Source organism: Micromonospora cabrerizensis, assembly GCF_022230955.1.
GTDB lineage: Bacteria > Actinomycetota > Actinomycetes > Mycobacteriales > Micromonosporaceae > Micromonospora > Micromonospora cabrerizensis.
Genome location: NZ_JAKKFI010000089.1, coordinates 21712 through 38801, shown reverse-complemented (window position 1 = coordinate 38801; position 17090 = coordinate 21712). Strand labels below are relative to the sequence as shown.

At 71.2% G+C, this 17090-nt stretch carries 16 protein-coding genes and 1 pseudogene; 9 read left to right on the top strand and 8 right to left on the bottom strand.

What is annotated here, in order from left to right; all coding sequences use genetic code 11:
- The first annotated feature begins 17 nt into the window (after positions 1-17).
- Together LADH09A_RS23675 and LADH09A_RS23670 are read left to right on the top strand one after the other, a co-directional pair.
- Complete coding sequence (locus tag LADH09A_RS23675; RefSeq protein WP_238647664.1) at positions 18-1010, top strand: alpha/beta hydrolase; 993 nt, start codon at positions 18-20, stop codon at positions 1008-1010.
- A gap of 20 nt (positions 1011-1030) precedes the next feature.
- Complete coding sequence (locus tag LADH09A_RS23670) at positions 1031-1486, top strand: DNA alkylation repair protein (protein WP_238647663.1); 456 nt, start codon at positions 1031-1033, stop codon at positions 1484-1486.
- Between the two features lie 31 nt (positions 1487-1517).
- On the opposite strand, the gene LADH09A_RS23665 is transcribed toward LADH09A_RS23670, so the two are convergent.
- Positions 1518-2348 carry an SAM-dependent methyltransferase gene (locus tag LADH09A_RS23665; protein WP_238647662.1) on the bottom strand — a complete coding sequence of 277 codons (831 nt, stop codon included), beginning with the start codon at positions 2346-2348 and terminating at the stop codon, positions 1518-1520.
- Positions 2349-2600: 252 nt separating this feature from the next.
- On the opposite strand from LADH09A_RS23665, the gene LADH09A_RS23660 reads away from it, so the two are divergent.
- Positions 2601-3536, top strand: coding sequence for a hypothetical protein (locus LADH09A_RS23660; protein ID WP_238647661.1), 936 nt, complete (start codon positions 2601-2603; stop codon positions 3534-3536).
- Positions 3537-3588: 52 nt separating this feature from the next.
- Here the strand turns inward: LADH09A_RS23660 and LADH09A_RS23655 are convergent, their stop codons facing one another.
- The 3 genes from LADH09A_RS23655 to LADH09A_RS23645 all read right to left on the bottom strand — a co-directional run bounded on the left by LADH09A_RS23655 (position 3589) and on the right by LADH09A_RS23645 (position 6231).
- Complete coding sequence (locus tag LADH09A_RS23655) at positions 3589-4758, bottom strand: hypothetical protein (RefSeq protein ID WP_238647660.1); 1170 nt, start codon at positions 4756-4758, stop codon at positions 3589-3591.
- The gene (locus LADH09A_RS23650; RefSeq protein ID WP_238647659.1) at positions 4755-5270 is read right to left on the bottom strand and encodes a SigE family RNA polymerase sigma factor; all 516 of its coding nucleotides are present in this window, start codon (positions 5268-5270) and stop codon (positions 4755-4757) included. The genes LADH09A_RS23655 and LADH09A_RS23650 overlap by 4 nt, the downstream gene beginning before the upstream one ends.
- A gap of 238 nt (positions 5271-5508) precedes the next feature.
- Positions 5509-6231, bottom strand: coding sequence for an alpha/beta fold hydrolase (locus tag LADH09A_RS23645; RefSeq protein WP_274530042.1), 723 nt, complete (start codon positions 6229-6231; stop codon positions 5509-5511).
- Between the two features lie 344 nt (positions 6232-6575).
- On the opposite strand from LADH09A_RS23645, the gene LADH09A_RS23640 reads away from it, so the two are divergent.
- A complete protein-coding gene (locus LADH09A_RS23640) occupies positions 6576-8030 on the top strand; it encodes an alkaline phosphatase PhoX (protein WP_238647657.1) in 1455 nt (484 codons plus the stop codon).
- A gap of 61 nt (positions 8031-8091) precedes the next feature.
- Here the strand turns inward: LADH09A_RS23640 and LADH09A_RS23635 are convergent, their stop codons facing one another.
- From LADH09A_RS23635 to LADH09A_RS23625, 3 genes are read right to left on the bottom strand one after another with little or no spacing between them, the layout of a single operon-like run.
- Positions 8092-9819: an IlvD/Edd family dehydratase gene (locus LADH09A_RS23635; RefSeq protein WP_238647656.1), complete on the bottom strand. Its 1728-nt coding sequence runs from the start codon at positions 9817-9819 to the stop codon at positions 8092-8094.
- 50 nt (positions 9820-9869) lie between these two features.
- The gene (locus tag LADH09A_RS23630; RefSeq protein WP_238647655.1) at positions 9870-11387 is read right to left on the bottom strand and encodes an aldehyde dehydrogenase (NADP(+)); all 1518 of its coding nucleotides are present in this window, start codon (positions 11385-11387) and stop codon (positions 9870-9872) included.
- Positions 11384-12595, bottom strand: coding sequence for a fumarylacetoacetate hydrolase family protein (locus tag LADH09A_RS23625; RefSeq protein ID WP_238647654.1), 1212 nt, complete (start codon positions 12593-12595; stop codon positions 11384-11386). The genes LADH09A_RS23630 and LADH09A_RS23625 overlap by 4 nt, the downstream gene beginning before the upstream one ends.
- A gap of 211 nt (positions 12596-12806) precedes the next feature.
- Here LADH09A_RS23625 and LADH09A_RS23620 point away from each other — a divergent pair, with 211 nt between their 5' ends.
- A complete protein-coding gene (locus tag LADH09A_RS23620) occupies positions 12807-13604 on the top strand; it encodes an IclR family transcriptional regulator (protein WP_238647653.1) in 798 nt (265 codons plus the stop codon).
- Positions 13605-13652: 48 nt separating this feature from the next.
- Positions 13653-14597, top strand: coding sequence for an acyltransferase domain-containing protein (locus LADH09A_RS23615; protein ID WP_238647652.1), 945 nt, complete (start codon positions 13653-13655; stop codon positions 14595-14597).
- A 56-nt stretch (positions 14598-14653) separates the two neighbouring features.
- Here the strand turns inward: LADH09A_RS23615 and LADH09A_RS23610 are convergent, their stop codons facing one another.
- Positions 14654-15172: a CGNR zinc finger domain-containing protein gene (locus tag LADH09A_RS23610; protein ID WP_238647651.1), complete on the bottom strand. Its 519-nt coding sequence runs from the start codon at positions 15170-15172 to the stop codon at positions 14654-14656.
- Positions 15173-15284: 112 nt separating this feature from the next.
- Between LADH09A_RS23610 and LADH09A_RS23605 the strand changes: the two genes are divergently transcribed.
- The 3 genes and pseudogenes from LADH09A_RS23605 (at position 15285) to LADH09A_RS23595 (ending at position 17085) form a co-directional block, all read left to right on the top strand.
- Positions 15285-15968 (top strand): pyridoxamine 5'-phosphate oxidase family protein, encoded by a 684-nt coding sequence (locus LADH09A_RS23605; protein ID WP_238647650.1) that lies wholly within the window; start codon positions 15285-15287, stop codon positions 15966-15968.
- A pseudogene (locus LADH09A_RS23600) lies at positions 15958-16092 on the top strand (DUF1348 family protein); the annotation flags it as partial. The gene LADH09A_RS23605 and the pseudogene LADH09A_RS23600, both read left to right, overlap by 11 nt.
- Positions 16093-16329: 237 nt before the next feature.
- Complete coding sequence (locus LADH09A_RS23595) at positions 16330-17085, top strand: MBL fold metallo-hydrolase (RefSeq protein ID WP_238647779.1); 756 nt, start codon at positions 16330-16332, stop codon at positions 17083-17085.
- The last annotated feature ends 5 nt before the right edge of the window (positions 17086-17090 follow it).

Below are 17090 nucleotides of genomic sequence, written 5' to 3'. Positions count from 1 at the left end.
ACCCCCGAGGAGACCTGATGCCCGACGTTCCCCCGCCCGCGTCGATCAGCCGGCGCCGGCTGATCGGTGGCTCCGCGGCGGTGGCCGCCGCCGGCCTGTTCGCCGGCGCCCTTGCCGCGCCGTCCGCCGCCCAGGCCGCCGCCGACGGGTACGGCCTGCGCATCGTCGACCGCAACGAGAACGGCGGCCGCCTCCAGTACTACCGCTTCGCCACGGACGCCATCGAGTGGGACCCCGGCGTCAACGTGCTGCTGCCGGACGGGTACCACACCAGCGGTAGGCGGTATCCCGTGCTGTATCTCCTGCACGGTGGCAACGCCGACTTCCGCACCTTCCACCTTCAGGACAACATCATCGGTCTGACCGCCGGCCGGGAGGTCATCGTGGTCATGCCCGACGCGTCGACCGGTTGGTACAGCAATCCGGTGAGCAGCTTCGTGGGCCCGCGCAACTGGGAGACCTTCCACATGGCCCAGTTGCTGCCGTGGATCGACGCGAACTTCCGTACCTTCGCCGAGTACAACGGTCGTGCGGTGGCCGGCTTCTCGATGGGCGGTTTCGGCGCGCTGAAGTACGCCGCCAAGTACTACGGCCACTTCTGCTCGGTCAGCTCGCACTCCGGGCCGGCCAGCCTCCGCCGGGACTTCGGGCTCGTCGTGCACTGGGCCAACGCCACCTCCGCCGCACTGGACCTCGGTGGTGGCACCGTCTACGGGATCCCGCTGTGGGACGAGGCCCGGGTCACCGCCGACAACCCGGTCCAGCGAATCCCGAGTTTCCAGAACAAGCGGATCTTCCTGGCGGCCGGCACGTCACCCGACCCGATCAACTGGTTCGACACCGCGAACGAGACCCAGGTGCTCGCCGGTCAGCGCGAGTTCCGCGCCGCGCTCGCCCGGGCCGGCATCCCGCACGAGTGGCGCGAGGTGCCCGGCGGGCACTTCTTCCGCCACGACCTGTTCGTCCAGGACCTCAACGGGATGCTCGGGCGGCTGCGCCGCGCCGGCTGAGGGGAGACGGGCGGCTCGCTGTGCACGCTGCGCCGTGGGCACCGACCGGCACGGTAGCTCGCAGGTCATGGCCACGAGCGCCGACGTCCGTCGAGACCTCGCCAGCCGCGCCGACCCGCGCGCCGTACATCGTCGGCCCCTGGCTGGTCGACGAGGAGCGCGGCGTCCTGGACCGGCTGGCCGGGTCAGACCTGGTGTGGGACCGGCGCATCGCCGTCATGGCGACCTTCGCCTTCATCAGGGCCGACGACTTCCGGTGGACCTTCCGGCTCGGTGACCGGCTCCTGCACGACCCGCACGACCTCGTCCGCAAGGCGGTGGGCTGGATGCTGCGCGAGGTGGGCAACCGCGACAGGGCGGCGGAGGAGGAGTTCCTGCTCCGCCGCTACCGCGCCATGCCCCGGGTGATGCTGCGGTACGCGATCGAGAAGTTCGAACCGCAGCGACGACGGGGGTATCTGTCCGGCACGCTCTAGCCCTCCGACATCCCCCCTCGGCGGGGAGACCTCAGTTCTTGCGGCCCACCCCGCCGAAGGCGTCGATGTCGGCGGGCGTGTCGACCCCGTCGTCGGGTCGCCAGCGCGGGCACGGCACGACGCCCGGCTCCACCAGCTCCAGGCCGTCGAAGAAGCCGGCGATCTCATCGGGCGAGCGGAGCGTGTACGGCGTCGCCCCGGTGTCGTTGTAGTCGTCCTGCGCCTGCTGCATCTCCGCGCTGATCAGGCTCGTGCCGTCGTTGAGCGAGAGGTAGCTGCCGCTCGGCAGCGACGCCAGCAACTGCCGCGTGATCGAGCGGGCCGTCTCGTAGTCGGGCACGTGGCCCATGACACCGCTGAGGATGAGGCCGATCGGCTGCTGGAAGTCGAGCGTCCTACCGGCCTCGGCGATGACCGCGGCCGGGTCGTGCAGATCACCGTCGATGTACGCGGTCCGGCCCTCGGGAGTGCCGACCAGCAGCGCACGGGCGTGCACCAGCACCAGTGGGTCGCTGTCGACGTAGACGATCCGCGCGTCCGGCGCGATTCCCTGCGCCACCTCGTGCGTGTTGTTGGCGGTCGGCAGCCCCGTGCCGACGTCGAGGAACTGACGGACTCCCGCCTCGGCGGCGAGGAACATGATCGAGCGGACCAGGAACTGCCGGGAGGCGCGGGCGACGTCGACGACACCGGGGAAGACCTGCCGGTACTGGTCGCCGGCCTCGCGGTCGACCGCGAAGTTGTCCTTGCCGCCGAGCCAGTAGTTCCAGATCCGGGCCGAGTGCGGCACCGACGTGTCGACCTTCTGCTGCACGTCGACGTCGTCGTCGGCCCCGGGACGGCCGGTCGCCTGCGAGTCCATGGCCACGACGCACCTCTCACCTCGACCGCGTACGTCACTGCGTCGCGGGGACAGCCCGGTCGAGGACGTCGTCGCCCGCGACCGTGCCACGGTATAGAAGGCGGAGAATCCACGCCACCCCTGTCCGCGCCACCCCTGTCCGCTCTGCCCGGGCCCTCTCCTGTGGATCGACCACGAGCCTCACCCGAGCGAGGGAGCGCGTTCCCCTGCCAGCGGGGGCCGCCCGCGCGCCGGTGCCGCGAGGATCGAACCATGACGACATCGGCACCGGCCGTCCGCGAGGCGGGTCACGGCCTGACGTACGCAGTGCTCGGCTGGGCCGTGGCATACGGGGGTGTGCGTCTGGCGTGGACCGTCGGTGAGGCACCGGAGTTCGGTCGGATCGGGACCGACCTGCTGGGTTTCACCGGCTGGCGGTCGGTGGCGATGTGCGTCGCGGCGGGCGTCCTGGCGATCGCTCTGGACCGGCTGACGGTCTGGTGGCCGGTGCTTGCGGCGGCCGCCTGGGCGACCGCCGGGGCGCTGGTCGCCGCGGCCGCGATCCTGCTGCCCGAGTTGGTGGGTTTCCTGCTGTTCACGGTCGGCCCGTACTTCGACCCGCTCGCTTTCGCCAGCCGGCTCGGCTGCGTCACCGGAGCGGTCCTTCTCGGCCTCGGCACCGCCCGCTATCAACGACGCACCCGCGGCGACTGCCCGGACTGCTGCCGGACGGTCCGACCGGGCCTGCGGCGCCCCACACCGGCGCGGTGGGCGCGGTGGGCCGCGTACGTCACAGTGACCGGCCTCGTCGCCCGCTTCGCGGCTCAGGCCGTGGTGGGATTCGACGGTCTCATCGACGACCCCACCATGGTCGCGCTGATGATCGGCCTGGTGCTGGCCGGGGTGTTGTTGCCGCTGGCGCTGGTGCACCACTGGGGTGAGGTCTGGCCGGGATGGGTGCCGCTGCTCGCCGGTCGCACGATCCCGCGGTTGCTGTTGCTGGTGCCCGGCTTCGGCCTCGGGGCGGGCATCGTGGCCTACTTCGGCATGGGGATGGTGCAGGTGGTGTCGGGATCGGAGAGCGAGCTCTCCGACGCGTTCCTCTGGGTGGCGATGTCGGCGTACAGCATCCTGGGGCTCGGACTCCTGGCCGCGTCCACCGACTACCACCTGCGTACCCGTCGGCCGTGCGGTGCCTGCGGCCGGTGACCGCGCCGACCGCGGTGCCCGCCGACCGCTCGGTCGACGGGCACCGCGTCCCCTAGCGGCGACAGCGCCACACCAACGGCCGGTACGCCTCGTTCTCGTAGGCGGCACCGACCACGGTCAGGGCGTCGCCGCTGATCCCATTGGCCGTGTAGGTACCCGCGTCGGTCGAGTGGACCTCGGGCCGGCCCGGCAACCGACGCGACGTGCCGTCCGGCGCGACGACCAGCGGCGCACCGTCGTCGACCAGCAGATCACCGGTGCCGGCGATCCCGCTCGCACTGGGAAACGGCAGCAGGGTCACCGCACCGGTGCTGAGGTTCCACCGCACCGGCAACATCTGGACGGCGTTGCCCTTCCGGTCGCCGGGAACCATGCCGATCGCCCACTCGCCGTACGCGGAGTCGACCGAGGCGCGCGGATAGCCGTCGGGCACCGCCAGCGCGGCCCCGGTACCCTCCGGCGTCCACCGGTAGGGCAGCTGGTCCATGGAGCCGACGACCGTGCCGTCGTCGCTAATCGCGATCGCGCCGGATCCCTGTCGCCCGATCAGCCGGAACTCCTGCGGCCGTTCCGCCGACCACAGCACCGCCTGGTGGGACTCCCCGGCTCCGCTGGCGGTGCCGGCGATGTCACCCCGGCTGTTGACCGCGTGCACGAGGACCGCCTGGTAGCCGGGCGGGGTGGCCAGGAAGCGCAGCTTTCCGTTCCGGTAGACCCAGCCCCTGCCGCCGCCGTCGGTGCCGACCACGACGCCGCGAGCGTTGACCGCTGCCGCGTGTCGGGCGCTGGCCGGCAGGACGCCGGCCCTGCCGTCGGTCCACAGTACGACCCGTCCGTCCTCGTTCCCGGTACCGATGTCGCCGACGATGTACCGCCCGGTGGGGTCGACGCGATTCGCCACCGCGACCGAACCACCGATCGGCTGCGGTAACCACGACGCCTCGCAGGTGACCGGCGGGGCGGCGGCGGTCGAAGCAGCAGCGGTCGGTGAAGCCGCGAGGATCGGCGTGACCGCGGCCGGCGGGGTGGGGGGCCGGCCCAGCTCGACGACGCTCACGACGCCGAGCCCGACCAGCACGGTCACCGCGGTGGCTCCACCGACGCGGCGGCGCTGGCGGCGACGCCGGCCGTCGCGGACCGCGCGGCCCACATCGACCCTGGGCTCGGGAACCTGCGCCGATCGCAGCAGCGCGGCGATGCGCTCCTCGTCCAACGTCGTCATCTCGTACTCCTCCCGGACATCTCGCTGACGCCGAGCACCTGGCGGACCGCCACCAACGCCCGAGCCGTCTGCGACTTCACGTTGCCTTCGGAGCAGCCCATCGCCGCCGCGGTGTCGGCCAGCGACAGATCGCACAGGAACCGCAGGACCAGGACGGTGCGCTGCCCGCGAGGCAGGTGCGCGAGGGCGCTCACCACGCTGTCCCGTTCGGCCAACTCGTCGTCCGGCGGGGCCGGCGGGCGCCGTGGCTCCGGCATCGACCCCAGCAGTCGGACCTTCGCCCAGCTCAACCGCTTCTCGTCGACGAGCTTGTGGACCAACATCCGGTGCACGTACGCGTCGACGTTGTCGACCCGGCTCACCCGACGCCAGTTCACGTACAACGCCGTTATCGTCTGCTGCACCACGTCGTCGGCCAGATGGGCGTCGCCGCACATCAGGAACGCGGTCCGATGCAGGCTCGGCAGTCGCGCGGAGACGTACTCCACGAACTCACCCTCGGCATCCGCCATCGAGGCTCCCTCCTCCGCACCCCCGACGGGTCCGGACGACCGCCAGGTTGCGTCGACGCCGAAGTTCGGCGGGGTGCCGGGTCAGCGCGCCAGCGACCGGCCTGTTGGAGAGGGTCCCTCATCGGCCGACGAGAACGGCCCCGCCGCGCTGCGAACAGGCGGCGGGGCCGTGCGTCGAGATCGTCGATGACGTCGTACGCGATCCGTCAGGGCGTGACGGGACCGCTCAAGCCGGGGCTCAGGACGATCCGCGTACCGCCTCGATGATGGTCTCGGCGACCTCGCCCGGCTGGGACGCCGTCATCGCGTGAGATGCGCCGACGATCTCCCGGACACCGCGGGCGTCGGCCCGCTCGGCCATGAAGCGGTGCGCGGCGACCGGGATGTTGTGGTCCTCGTCGCCGAAGACGAACCAGCTGGGCAACAACTTCCACGCCGGCGTCGTCGATGCCAGGCCCTCGCCGAGCGCCTGCTCGGTCACCGGCCGCTGCGTCCGGGCCATCAGCGCCGCCGTGTTGCCGGACACGTCCTGGACGAACTGTTGGTGGTAGGCGTTCTGGGCGATCGCCACCTCGTTGCCGCCGGTGGCCACCGGGTAGGAGACCAGGGTGTCGGCAAGCGTGCTGCCGGGGAACTTGCCGGACAGCGTCAGCGCCGACTCACCCGTGTCCGGGGCGAAGGCATTGACGTAGACCAGGGCACGCACCATCGGGTCGTCCGCCGCCGCCTCGGTGATGACCATGCCGCCGTACGAGTGGGCGACGAGCAGAACGGGTCCGCCGATCCCACGCACCACGTCACGCAGGTACGCGGCATCCCCGGCGACGCTGCGCAGCGGGTTGGCGGCGGCCACCACGGAGTAGGCCGCACCAAGCCGCTCGATCACACCGTTCCAGCTCGCCGACTCGGCGAACGCGCCGTGAACAAGGACAACGGTGACGTCTTGGTCTGACACGGCCATCGGCTCCTTTGCCTGAGGACGGGCGCGGATGGACACCTCGTCCGACTACGTGGGCGTCGCTGATTACCCACGGTGCGACCGGGAAACGTCGCGTTCAGGTCAACGGCCGGTGATGCCGCGCAGGGGTGGTGCGGTGTGGTCGACGGGGACGCTGCGCAGCAGACGGTACGGTCACCGCGTCGGGTCGACGGGCCGCGTCGCGGCGGAAGATCGTGCGGGGGCGCGTACGCGGCCCTGATTCTTCACCCCGATGTCACCGAGCGATCCGGTCGGCGACGTTTCGGTGTTCGCCCGCAGGAGTTGGCTCCAGTCGTCGCACTTGTCCTGACCAGGAGCTGATCCCCGTGCCTTCCTCTCGTCGTACCTTCCTCGCTGGCGGCGCCGCCGCCGGTGTCGGCCTTGCCGTCGCCGGCAGCCTGCCGTCCCTGGCCCAGGCCAGCCCGGGCCGGCCGCACCCGCCGGTCCCGTCCGGTCACGCGCCCTTCCCGCCGCTCGTGGACGACCCGAAGGGGATCCTGGCCCTGCCCGAGGGCTTCAGCTACACCATCGTCACCCGGACCGGCGTCACCCGACTGGACCGTGGCCAGGGCGTGACCCCGGCCGACCACGACGGCATGGCCGTCTACGACGCCGGCCACGGCCGCTACACCCTGATCCAGAACCACGAGATCGACCCGGGCGCGGAGTTCGGCGTGCCGCACGTCAAGGGAACGGTGTACGACGCGGGCGCCGTCGACGCCGGCGGATGCACCGTGATCAGGACCGACCGCGCGGGACGCAACCTGGGTGAGTTCGTCGCCCTCTCCGGCACCATCTCCAACTGCGCCGGCGGGCCCACCCCCTGGGGGACCTGGCTCACCTGCGAGGAGACCGAGGACCGGGCCGGCGACGAGTGGGAAGAGGGCGGCCGGACCGGCGTCTACCAGAAGGACCACGGCTACGTCTTCGAGGTCTGGGCCGACGGCAGCGCGGACCCGAGGCCGATCAAGTGCCTGGGTCGCTACTCCCACGAGGCCCTGGCGGTCGACAAGGACCGCACCCACATCTACCTCTCCGAAGACGCCGACGGGCCCAACGGTCTCTTCTACCGCTGGTCGGCGCCGCGCGGCGTCAAGGTCGGCCCCGGTGTGCTCACCCGCCTCGCGCCGAACGCCGGCGTCCTCGCCGCCATGCAGATCATCATGGACGACGGTTCGGTGCTCCCGGACGTCGCCTACCTGACCTCCGCCCAGCTCGGCCGCCCCTTCCCGGTCCGCTGGATCGAGGTGCCGGACCGCGACGCGCGGGACAAGTCCGTGCGCGAGCAGTTCACCGACGGCCAGGTCACCCGCGGACGCAAGTTCGAGGGCGTGTGGGGCACCGACGAGGGCGTGTACGTGGTCAACTCGTACGCCTGGGACGAGGGTGACCTGCCGGCGGACGCCGCGCCGCACGACGGCATGGTCTGGTTCTACAACTACAAGGCCCAGACCATCCAGTTGGTGACGTACTTCCCGCACCAGAGCGCCTCCGAGGAGGGGACGCCGGTCAGGTACAACGACATCACCTTCGACGGCCCGGACAACGTGAGCGTCACCCCGTGGGGAAGTCTCGTCCTCGCCGAGGACGGCAAGGGCACCTCCCACGTGCTCAGCGCGGTGCCGGGCGGCCCGACCTACGCGATCGCCCGCAACCAGCTCAACGACTCGGAGTTCTGCGGGCCGACCTTCACCGCCGACGGCAAGGTGCTCTTCGTCAACATGCAGGACCCCGGCCTCACCCTGGCCATCACCGGCCCGTGGGAGAAGTACCTGGGCTGAGCCCAGAGCCGCAGCGACGGGTGGGGGTCGGGCGGATCGCCCGGCCCCCACCGGCAACGCCTCAGTGCGAGTGACGGGGTACGTCGCTGCCGCTGCCACCGACGAGGAAGTCCAGGTCCGCGCCCTGGTCGGCCTGCAGGACGTGTTCGCTGTACAGCCGTGTCCATCCCCGGTCGGCCACCGGCGGCGGTGGCCGCCACGCGGCGCGGCGCTGGACAAGCTCGGTGTCGTCGACCAGGAGTTCCAGGCTCCGCGTCGGAACGTCGACGCGGATCAGGTCGCCCGTGCGCACCAGCGCGAGCGGGCCGCCCACGGACGCCTCCGGGGCCACGTGCAGGATGCAGGTGCCGTAGCCGGTGCCGCTCATGCGGGCGTCGGAGATCCGGACCATGTCCGTGATGCCGGCGGCCAGCAGCCGTCGTGGCATCGGCACGTTGCCCACCTCCGGGAACCCGGGGTAGCCGCGCGGCCCGGCGTTGCGGACCACGATCACCGTGTCGGGGGTGACGTCCAGGTCCGGGTCGTCGGCGGCGACGACGTAGTCCTCGATCCGGTCGAAGACGAGCGCCGGACCGGTGTGCGTGAGGAGCTGGGCGGAGGCGGCGGACACCTTCAGCACCGCCCCGGACGGCGCGAGCGACCCACGCAGCACCACGGTGCCGGAACCGGCGGGCTGGAACGGCTCGGCCAGGGTGCCGATGACCTCCCGGTTCCAGCACTGGACGCCGGTGATGTTGTCGGCCACGCTCCTGCCGCTGACGGTGACGTGGTCCATGTGCAGCAGCGGGGCGATCTCCGCCATCACCGCCGGGACACCGCCCGCGTAGGCGAAGTCCTCCATGAGGTACGCCCCGGACGGCATGAGGTTGACGAGCATCGGCACGTCGGCGGTGAGGGTGTCGAAGTCCTCCAGGGACAGGGGGACGCCGAGTCGTCCGGCGATGGCCAGCAGGTGTACGACGGCATTGGTGGAACCGCCGATCGCGGCGTTGACCCGGATGGCGTTCTCGAACGCCTCGCGGGTGAGCACCGTGGAGAGCCGTTGGTCCTGTTCGACCATGGCGACGATCCGGCGTCCGGCGGCGTGTGCGAGCGCGTACCTGCGGGAGTCGACGGCGGGCACGGCGGCGGCCCCGGGGAGCTGCACGCCCAGCGCCTCGGTCACGCAGGCCATCGTGGAGGCGGTCCCCATGGTCATGCAGTGACCCCGGCTGCGGGACATGCCGACCTCCGCCTCGGCGCAGTCGGCCGCGCTCATCCGCCCCGCCCGCATCTCCTCGGTGAAGCGCCAGACGACGGTGCCCGAGCCGATGTCCTGCCCACGGAACTTGCCGTTGAGCATCGGGCCGCCGGTCATCATCAGAGTCGGCAGGTCGACGCTCGCCGCCCCCATCAGCAGACCGGGAGTGGTCTTGTCGCAGCCGGAGAGCAGGACGACCCCGTCGAGCGGGTTGGCCCGCACCGACTCCTCCAACTCCATCGCCAGCAGGTTGCGGTAGAGCATGGTGGTGGGTCGCATCAGGGGCTCGCCCAGGCTCATCGCCGGGAACTCCAGGGGCAGGCCGCCGCTCTCCCACACACCCCGCTTCACCGATTCGGCCAGGTCCCGCAGGTGGGCGTTGCAGGGTGTCAGCTCCGACCAGGTGGTGGCGATGCCGATCACGGGACGACCGTCGAAGACGTCGTCCGCGAACCCCTGGTTGCGCATCCAGGACCGGTGGATGAACCCGTTGCGGCCCTCCGCACCGAACCACTGCCCGCTGCGCAGCGGTCGATTCGTCGTCGACATCGGCACACCTTCCTGTCGTCGTCCCGTCCGGCGGTCTGCGAGCCGGCGGGCTACTCCCTCTTCGGTTCCAAGCGCCCGTCGACTCGGCGGGGAACGGCGGTGTACGCGTCCCGCAGTTCGTCGGGAAGGATCCACTCCGGGGCGTCCTGCCAGGCCAGCGGACGGAGGAAGCGCCGGATCGACGTGGCGCCCACCGAGGTGTGCACGGCGTTGGTCGACGGCCAGGGCCCACCGTGGTGCTGGGCCCAGGACACGCGGACACCGGTGGGATAGCCGTCGAAGACGATCCGGCCCGAGCGGGCGGCGAGCACGTCGACCAGCCCGCGCACGGCATCAGCGTCGTCGTCCGGCCCACGGTGGACGGAACCGGTCAGCGACGGCGGAACGGTCGCCAGGGCGGCGTCGAGTTCGGCGATGTCGCGATACCGGACGACGACCAGGAGCGGCCCGAAGCACTCGTCAGCGATCTCGGCGGTCAGTCCCGGCAGGTCGACCTCCAGCAACCTCGGCGCGACGGTGAAACCCTCGCCGGGATCGACCTGCGGCCGGGCCGAGACACGAGCGCCGGCCCGCTCGAACGCCGTCGCCCCGCTCTCGTAGGCGTCCCGGATGCGCTCGTTCAACAGGACCGCGCCGCCCGCCGAGCCGACCCTCCCCCGCAACGCGTCGAGCAGGTGCTCACCGTCCGGACCGGACGGGATGAACGCCAGGCCCGGCTTGGTGCACAGCTGACCACCGGAGGCCGTGAAGGAGGCGAACAGTCCGTCGGCGATCACGTCTGCCCGGTCGACGGCCGCGCCGGGCAGGACGACGATCGGGTTGACGCTGCTCAGCTCGGCGTAGAGCGGAATCGGGTCGGGTCGTTCGTCGATGGCCGTCTGGATGGCACGGGCTGCGCCGACGGAACCCGTCAACGCTGCCGCGCGGATCGCGGGGTGGCGCACCAGCGACCGTCCGGCCTGCTCCCCGTGCACGGTGCTGATCACACCGTCGGGCCCGCCCATCTCACGAATGGCCGACGTGATCGCGTCGGCGGAGGCGTGTGACGTCAGCGGGTGCGACGGGTGGGCCTTCAGGACCGTGGGACAACCCGCGGCGAGCGCGGAGGCGGTGTCGCCCCCGGCGACCGAGAAGGCGAACGGGAAGTTGCTGGCCCCGAAGACGGCGACCGGCCCGAGGGGCACGAGCATCCGCCGTAGGTCGGGGCCGGGCCCGAGGGGTGTGTCGGCGGCGTGGTCGATGGCCGCCTCGACGTACCCGCCGTCGCGCAGCACGTCACCGAACATCCGGAACTGGAGGGCCGACCGGGTCAGTTCCGTCTCGAGCCGCGGCTGACTCAGGCCGGTCTCCGCCTCCGCGACGGCGACCAGGTCCACGCGACGGGACTCCAGGGACGCGGCGATGCGATCCAGCATCTCCGCCCTGCCGAGTCTGCCCAGGTCGGACAGCCACCGCGCGGCCCGGGACGCCTGAACCGCAATGGCCTCCAGCCGAGACTCGTCCGTCTCGGTGAGATCCGTCGCGCGACGCCGACCGTCACGCGGATCGACAGTGATGACCACGTTCACAGCAGCCCTCTCCTCCCCAGATTGCCCATCAGATCGCGGACGCCGAAGTGCCAGGGCTCGCACTCCTCCGCGTGCCACACCCGGTTGACCAGCGTGCCGAGCGCCGGGCAGCCGATCCGTACCACGTCGTCGACCTTGTGGGTGAAGCCCTCACCGGGGCGGTCCCGGTCCTGGATGGGCGCGAACATCGTGCCGAGCATCAGCGCGGCGCCGTCCGGATAGCGGTGGTGCGGGCCGACCAACTGCCGCACCAGGTCCTCTGGCTCGCGTGACATCAGGGTCATCTCCGAGACCGCCTCCAGGACGAAGCCGTCCAACCCGCGGACCTCCAGGCTGACCTCGAGTTCGCGTACGCGATCCATGCCGAACCGGTCGTCGAAGAGCCGGATCAGGGGGCCGAGGGCACACGAGGCGTTGTTGTCCTTCGCCAGCGGAAGCAACAGTGCCGACCGGCCCTCCACGTCCCGTAGGTTCACGTCGTTGCCGAGGGTGGCGCCGACGATCCGGCCGCTGGACTGGACGATGAGAGTGACCTCGGGCTCCGGGTTGTTCCAGGTCGACGCGGCGAGCACGCCGACCGGAACGGCGGTGCCGACGGCGGAGAGGATCTGCCCCTTGGTGAAGATCTCGGCGTCCGGGCCGATCCCCACCTCCAGGTACTGGCTCCACATGCCCTCTGCCACCAACAGACTCTTGAGCCGCTCCGCCTCCGCCGAGCCCGGGGCCAGGCTGTGCAGGTCGACGCCGACGTCGGCGAGCATCCGGCCCCGGATGTCGGCCGCGAGCGCCAGGTCACCCCGGGCCCGTTCCTCGATGACGCGTTCGATCATCGAGATGGGGAAGGTCACGCCGGCGGCCTTGAGCACCTGAAGGTCGACCGGGGCGAGCAGCCAGGGCCGCGTACGGTCACGGGTCGCGGCCTCGGTGTTGGCCAGTATCTCCCCGAGGTCGCCGACCCGCGGCCCGTCGAGCCCGGCCACCGTCGCCGCGGGATCGGGCAGTTCGCAGATGTCCCGGACGGTCGGGAACCGCCGGCTGATGTCGAGGACCTCGCCGTTTCGGACGGTCACGGGCGAGGGGCCGTCGACGGACGGGTCCCAGATCCGGCCGACGAGGACGCTGTCGTCGGCGTCGGCCGGCAGCGCCTCGACGGCGGTGCCGGCCCAGCCCGCGCCCGGGGTCGTACGCCGGGGCCGTGGCACCGTCATGAGCCGCTCCCCAGGTCGAAGAAGGATGCTCGCCCCGGGGGCGGCGTCCTGGTACATCCGGAGTGGATACGAGTCAGCGCCAGGCAGATGAAATTGCAACGATCGTAGCGCCATGTGCAACGCTGTCAAGTGATGGTTGCCGATGGCAGGTAGCGCATTGCCTAATATGCAACCAGAGCGGCGGCGTTCCGCCGCGGAGGGAGACAGGGCCGTGGCGCAATCGATTCGCCGTGCGATCGACCTGATCCGACGATCGGCGGAGCACCCGCTGTCGCTCACGGAGGCGGCGGACGTGCTCGGCGTCCACAAGTCCACGGCCCTGCGGATCCTGCAGACACTGGAGTCCGCACGCTTCGTACGCCGGACCGGCGCGGGCACCTATGTGCTCGGCAGTGGCGTGATCGAGCTGTCCGAGCTGGCGCTCGGGTCGATGGACCTGCGTCAGTTCGCCGCCGTACACCTGCGTGCGTTGCAACGCCAGACCAGCCACACCGTGCACCTGGCGCAACTGACCGGTGACGAGATCATCTACATCGACAAGGTCGACAGCCCGGCGTTCGACGCCGTCAAGCTGCCGTCCCGGGTGGGACGCGCGGTGTCGATCTACGCGAGCGCCGTCGGCAAGACGATCCTGGCCTACCTACCCCGGGAGGAACGCGACCGTCTCCTCTCCCACGTCGTCTTCGAGCGGTTCACCGACACCACCTTCGCCGACCACGAATCCCTCGCGGCCGAACTGGTCCGCATCCGGCAACAGGGCTGGGCCACGGACAACGGCGAACACGACGCGTACGTGATGTGTCTCGCCGCACCGGTCAGGGACTCACGAGGTCAGGTCATCGCCGCCGCGTCGATGACAGCGATCGAGGTCATCGCCAGCCTCGACCAGTTGAAGAGCGCCCTTCCGCTCCTCCTGAGGACCGCCGAGCAGATCTCGTCCGAGCTGGGCTACACGCCTCCGTCGCCCGCGAGCACGGACGGCGACCGACTGACGAACACACCCGGCTGACGAAACAGCGGTACGAGGGCGAGCCCGGCGACAGTTAGAATCGCCGCCGTGGATCTGGACGAGACCGCCGCCCGACTCGGGGTGCCCGTCGAGGACATCGAACGCGTGCACCAACTCGCCGGCGACCGACCGTCGGCGCCGCTGCCCGACAGGGCCCGCGCGCACGCGATCCTCGGCCGGCTCGCGGTGCCGCCGGACGACACCGCCGAGATCATGGCCGGCTGGCCCGATCCCGGCTCACCACACTGGACCCCGGAGCTGCGCTGGCTGCTCGACCGGTCGACCGCCCTGGTCCGCGCCGATCTCGGGGGTTACGGCTGGCTGTCGCCGGGGCCGGAGTTGCCGCGCGAGCGGGGCCCGGCGTGGCGGCATCTCTACGTGTACGCGTACCTGGCCATGGTCGACGTCGTCACGGCGTACCACCGCGATCACGGCATCGCCGATGCCGTGACCTGGGTGACCCTCGCGGATCTGGGCCGCAACCTCGCGGTCGACCGGCGGATGCGCGGCGAGGGCTGGCCGGTGATGCAGAGCTGGCTGACCCTGCACGCGCGCGGCGGCGTCTACGAGCTGGGGCGGTTGCAGCACCAGCGCGGTGGCAGCGCGATCGACCTGCACGTCCCCGAGTCGGGGCCACTGACCCCGGAGGCGGTCGCGGCCTCGCTCGACGCGGCCCGCGCGTTCTTCCCCCGCCACTTCCCCGAGGAGCACTACACGGCTTTCGCCTGCGGCTCCTGGCTGCTCGACCCGCAACTGCGGGAGTACCTGCCCGAGACCTCCAACATCGTCCGGTTCCAGCAGATGTTCGAGTTGGAGCCCTACGACGAGCAGGAGGGGCCCGACGCCGACGTGGAGGTGCTGCGGTTCGGGTTTCGCAGCCTCACCACGCCGCTCGACAGGCTGCCCCGCGGCAATGTGCTCCAGCGCGCGATCATCGACCACCTGACGGCCGGCCGGCACTGGCAGTGGCGCCGAGGCCGCTTCCCGATCTGACCTGGCAGCTGCCGGCCGACAAGAAAGCGGCGGACGAGAGCGCACGGCCCACGCACTCAGGTCACGCGATGCCGCTGGTAGTGGCGGGCCGCTTTGGCGCGAGCGCCACACCCGTCCATTGAGCACCAGCGTCGGGTGCCGTTGCGCGACGTGTCGTAGAAGTGCAGGACGCAGGCCGGGTTGCCGCAGCGTCGGATGCGGTTGGGTTGCTGGCGCAGCAGCTCCAGGTAGTTGACGGCCGCCTGCCAGGACGGAAGCCAGCCCGGGTCCACGTCATGGTGCTCGTGCACGGCGCCCTGACGAAGCGTGTAGCGCGAGGCGCCACGGGCGAGGATCGCGTTGACCGCCCGTTCGGCGGCGTCGTCGGGCTGCTCCAGGACGCGGCGCAGCGCCGCACGCACCTCGCGCAGCGGTGCCTCCACCGACGCGGGATCGCCGGGGAGCCGGTGCTCGGTGAGCCACCCCCGCAGCCCGTCGGGCTCGTCGAACAGGTCGACCAGGTGACCCCGCTCGACCCACTGGGTGTTGACCAGGTCCAGTGCGAGGGGCTCGCCCACCAACGGCCGACGTGTCATGACGCCAACCTTACCACCGTCTTCGGTTTGACAGGTTAGGCAAACCGACGCACCTTTCTAACCGGCTAACTGAGCCAATGGGGTTAGACCCGAGTTCGGAGGGCGTCCGGCCATGCCACACCGCTACCTACAGGAACTGACCAACGCCTCGGTGGTGGCCGCCCAGCAGCGCTACGGCAGCCGCCCCGCCGTCGCGCGCATGGTCGCCGGCTGGGACACCGACGCGACCCTCGGCGCCGACGAGACCGCCTTCCTCGCCGAACGCGACAGCTTCTACCTCGCCACGGTGGGCGAGAACGGCTGGCCGTACCTGCAGCACCGCGGCGGCCCGCCCGGCTTCCTGAGCGTCCTCGACCCCGTCGACGGGCACAGCGTCCTCGGCTGGGCCGATCTGCGCGGCAACCGGCAGTACCTCTCGGTCGGCAACCTCGGCGCGTCGCCACGGGTGTCGCTGCTGCTGATGGACTACGCACACCAGCGCCGGCTCAAGATCATCGGAACGGCCCGCGTTACCGACGTACGGGACGGGGCATCCGAGGGCCTGCTGGAGCGACTGAGTGTGCCCGGGCAGCCCGGCAAGATGGAGCGCCTGATCACCGTCGACGTGCACGGCTACGACTGGAACTGCCCGCAACACATCACGCCCCGCTTCAGTGAGGCGGAACTCGCGGACGCGCTCGCGCCGATCCGCGACGAGCTCACCCGCCTGCGCGCGGACAACGACGCCCTACGCGCACAACTGCACGGCCGCGCCCTTCCGGACAACCAGCGAGACAGGGACAGCCATGAGCACTGACGCCGCCGACCCGGGTGCGCCACTGCGGCACCCACTGCCGCCGTTCAGCGCCGAAACCGCCCGAATCAAGGTGCAGGCCGCCGAAGACGCCTGGAACACCCGTGACCCGCAGCGCGTGGCCGCCGCCTACACACCCGACAGCATCTGGCGCAACAGGTCGACCTTCCTCACCGGCCGCCACGAGAGCGCGGCTACATGGCCCGCCGGGAAGCCAGCATCAACGACGTTCCCATCTCCGCCGACGAGCGCCGCATCCACGGGCGGAGGCCCCCGGGCGACGACGCCGACATACCGCTGCGGTGACACGTCGCGCGGACGGGCCCGGCTCGCGGGCACCAGAGCAGAACCAGGGAGAAACACCATGAACAAGCTGACCGTACGCTCCGTCGGCGGCCCGACGGCCGTGTTCGACTACGCGGGCTCGCGTGTCGTGTTGGACCCGACCTTCGACGACCCGCGGACGTACCAGAACGGCCCCGTCACGGCGACCAAGTTCACCGGCCCGAGCGCGGCGCCCGAGGATCTCGGCCCGGTCGACGTGGTGCTCGTGTCGCACGAGCACCACATCGACAACCTGGACATCTCCGGCCGTGAGTTCGCGCGCCGGGCCCCACGGGTGTTCACCACCGCCGCGGGCGCACCGAATCTCGGCCCCGGTGCGGTCGGCCTCCGGCCGTTCGAGCACGCCGAGGCCGGCGACATCCGCGTCACGGCGGTCCCGGCGCTGCACGGGACACCGGAGATCGGCGTGCACAACGGCCCGGTGGTCGGCTTCGTGCTGGAGGCGACCGGCTGGCCAACGGTCTACGTCAGCGGTGACAACGCCTCCCTCGATGTCGTGGCGGTCGTCGCGGAGCAGTTCCCGGCGATCGAGATCGCGTTCCTCAACCTCGGCGCGGCCCGGATCGCCGTACGCGGTGACGGGTTCCTCACCCTGACGGCAGAGCTGGCGGCACGAGCGGCGGCCCTGCTCGGCGTCCGGGCGGTGGTCCCGGTGCACCAGGACGGCTGGGGGCACTACACCCAGGATGCCGACGACGTCGTGCGAGCCTTCGAGGAGGCCGGCGTGCGGAACCTGCTCGTCGACCTGCGGCCCGGTGACTCGACGACCGTCTGACGAAC

What these genes read in the sequence shown, in the direction of transcription:
- LADH09A_RS23610 (WP_238647651.1), bottom strand. Translation starts at nt 15,172, where the DNA reads ATGACACGTCGGCCGTTGGTGGGCGAGCCCCTCGCACTGGACCTGGTC.
- LADH09A_RS23625 (WP_238647654.1), bottom strand. Translation starts at nt 12,595, where the DNA reads ATGACGGTGCCACGGCCCCGGCGTACGACCCCGGGCGCGGGCTGGGCC.
- LADH09A_RS23635 (WP_238647656.1), bottom strand. Translation starts at nt 9,819, where the DNA reads ATGTCGACGACGAATCGACCGCTGCGCAGCGGGCAGTGGTTCGGTGCG.
- LADH09A_RS23660 (WP_238647661.1), top strand. Translation starts at nt 2,601, where the DNA reads ATGACGACATCGGCACCGGCCGTCCGCGAGGCGGGTCACGGCCTGACG.
- LADH09A_RS23595 (WP_238647779.1), top strand. Translation starts at nt 16,330, where the DNA reads ATGAACAAGCTGACCGTACGCTCCGTCGGCGGCCCGACGGCCGTGTTC.
- LADH09A_RS23605 (WP_238647650.1), top strand. Translation starts at nt 15,285, where the DNA reads ATGCCACACCGCTACCTACAGGAACTGACCAACGCCTCGGTGGTGGCC.
- LADH09A_RS23650 (WP_238647659.1), bottom strand. Translation starts at nt 5,270, where the DNA reads ATGGCGGATGCCGAGGGTGAGTTCGTGGAGTACGTCTCCGCGCGACTG.
- LADH09A_RS23675 (WP_238647664.1), top strand. Translation starts at nt 18, where the DNA reads ATGCCCGACGTTCCCCCGCCCGCGTCGATCAGCCGGCGCCGGCTGATC.
- LADH09A_RS23645 (WP_274530042.1), bottom strand. Translation starts at nt 6,231, where the DNA reads ATGGCCGTGTCAGACCAAGACGTCACCGTTGTCCTTGTTCACGGCGCG.
- LADH09A_RS23655 (WP_238647660.1), bottom strand. Translation starts at nt 4,758, where the DNA reads ATGACGACGTTGGACGAGGAGCGCATCGCCGCGCTGCTGCGATCGGCG.
- LADH09A_RS23665 (WP_238647662.1), bottom strand. Translation starts at nt 2,348, where the DNA reads ATGGACTCGCAGGCGACCGGCCGTCCCGGGGCCGACGACGACGTCGAC.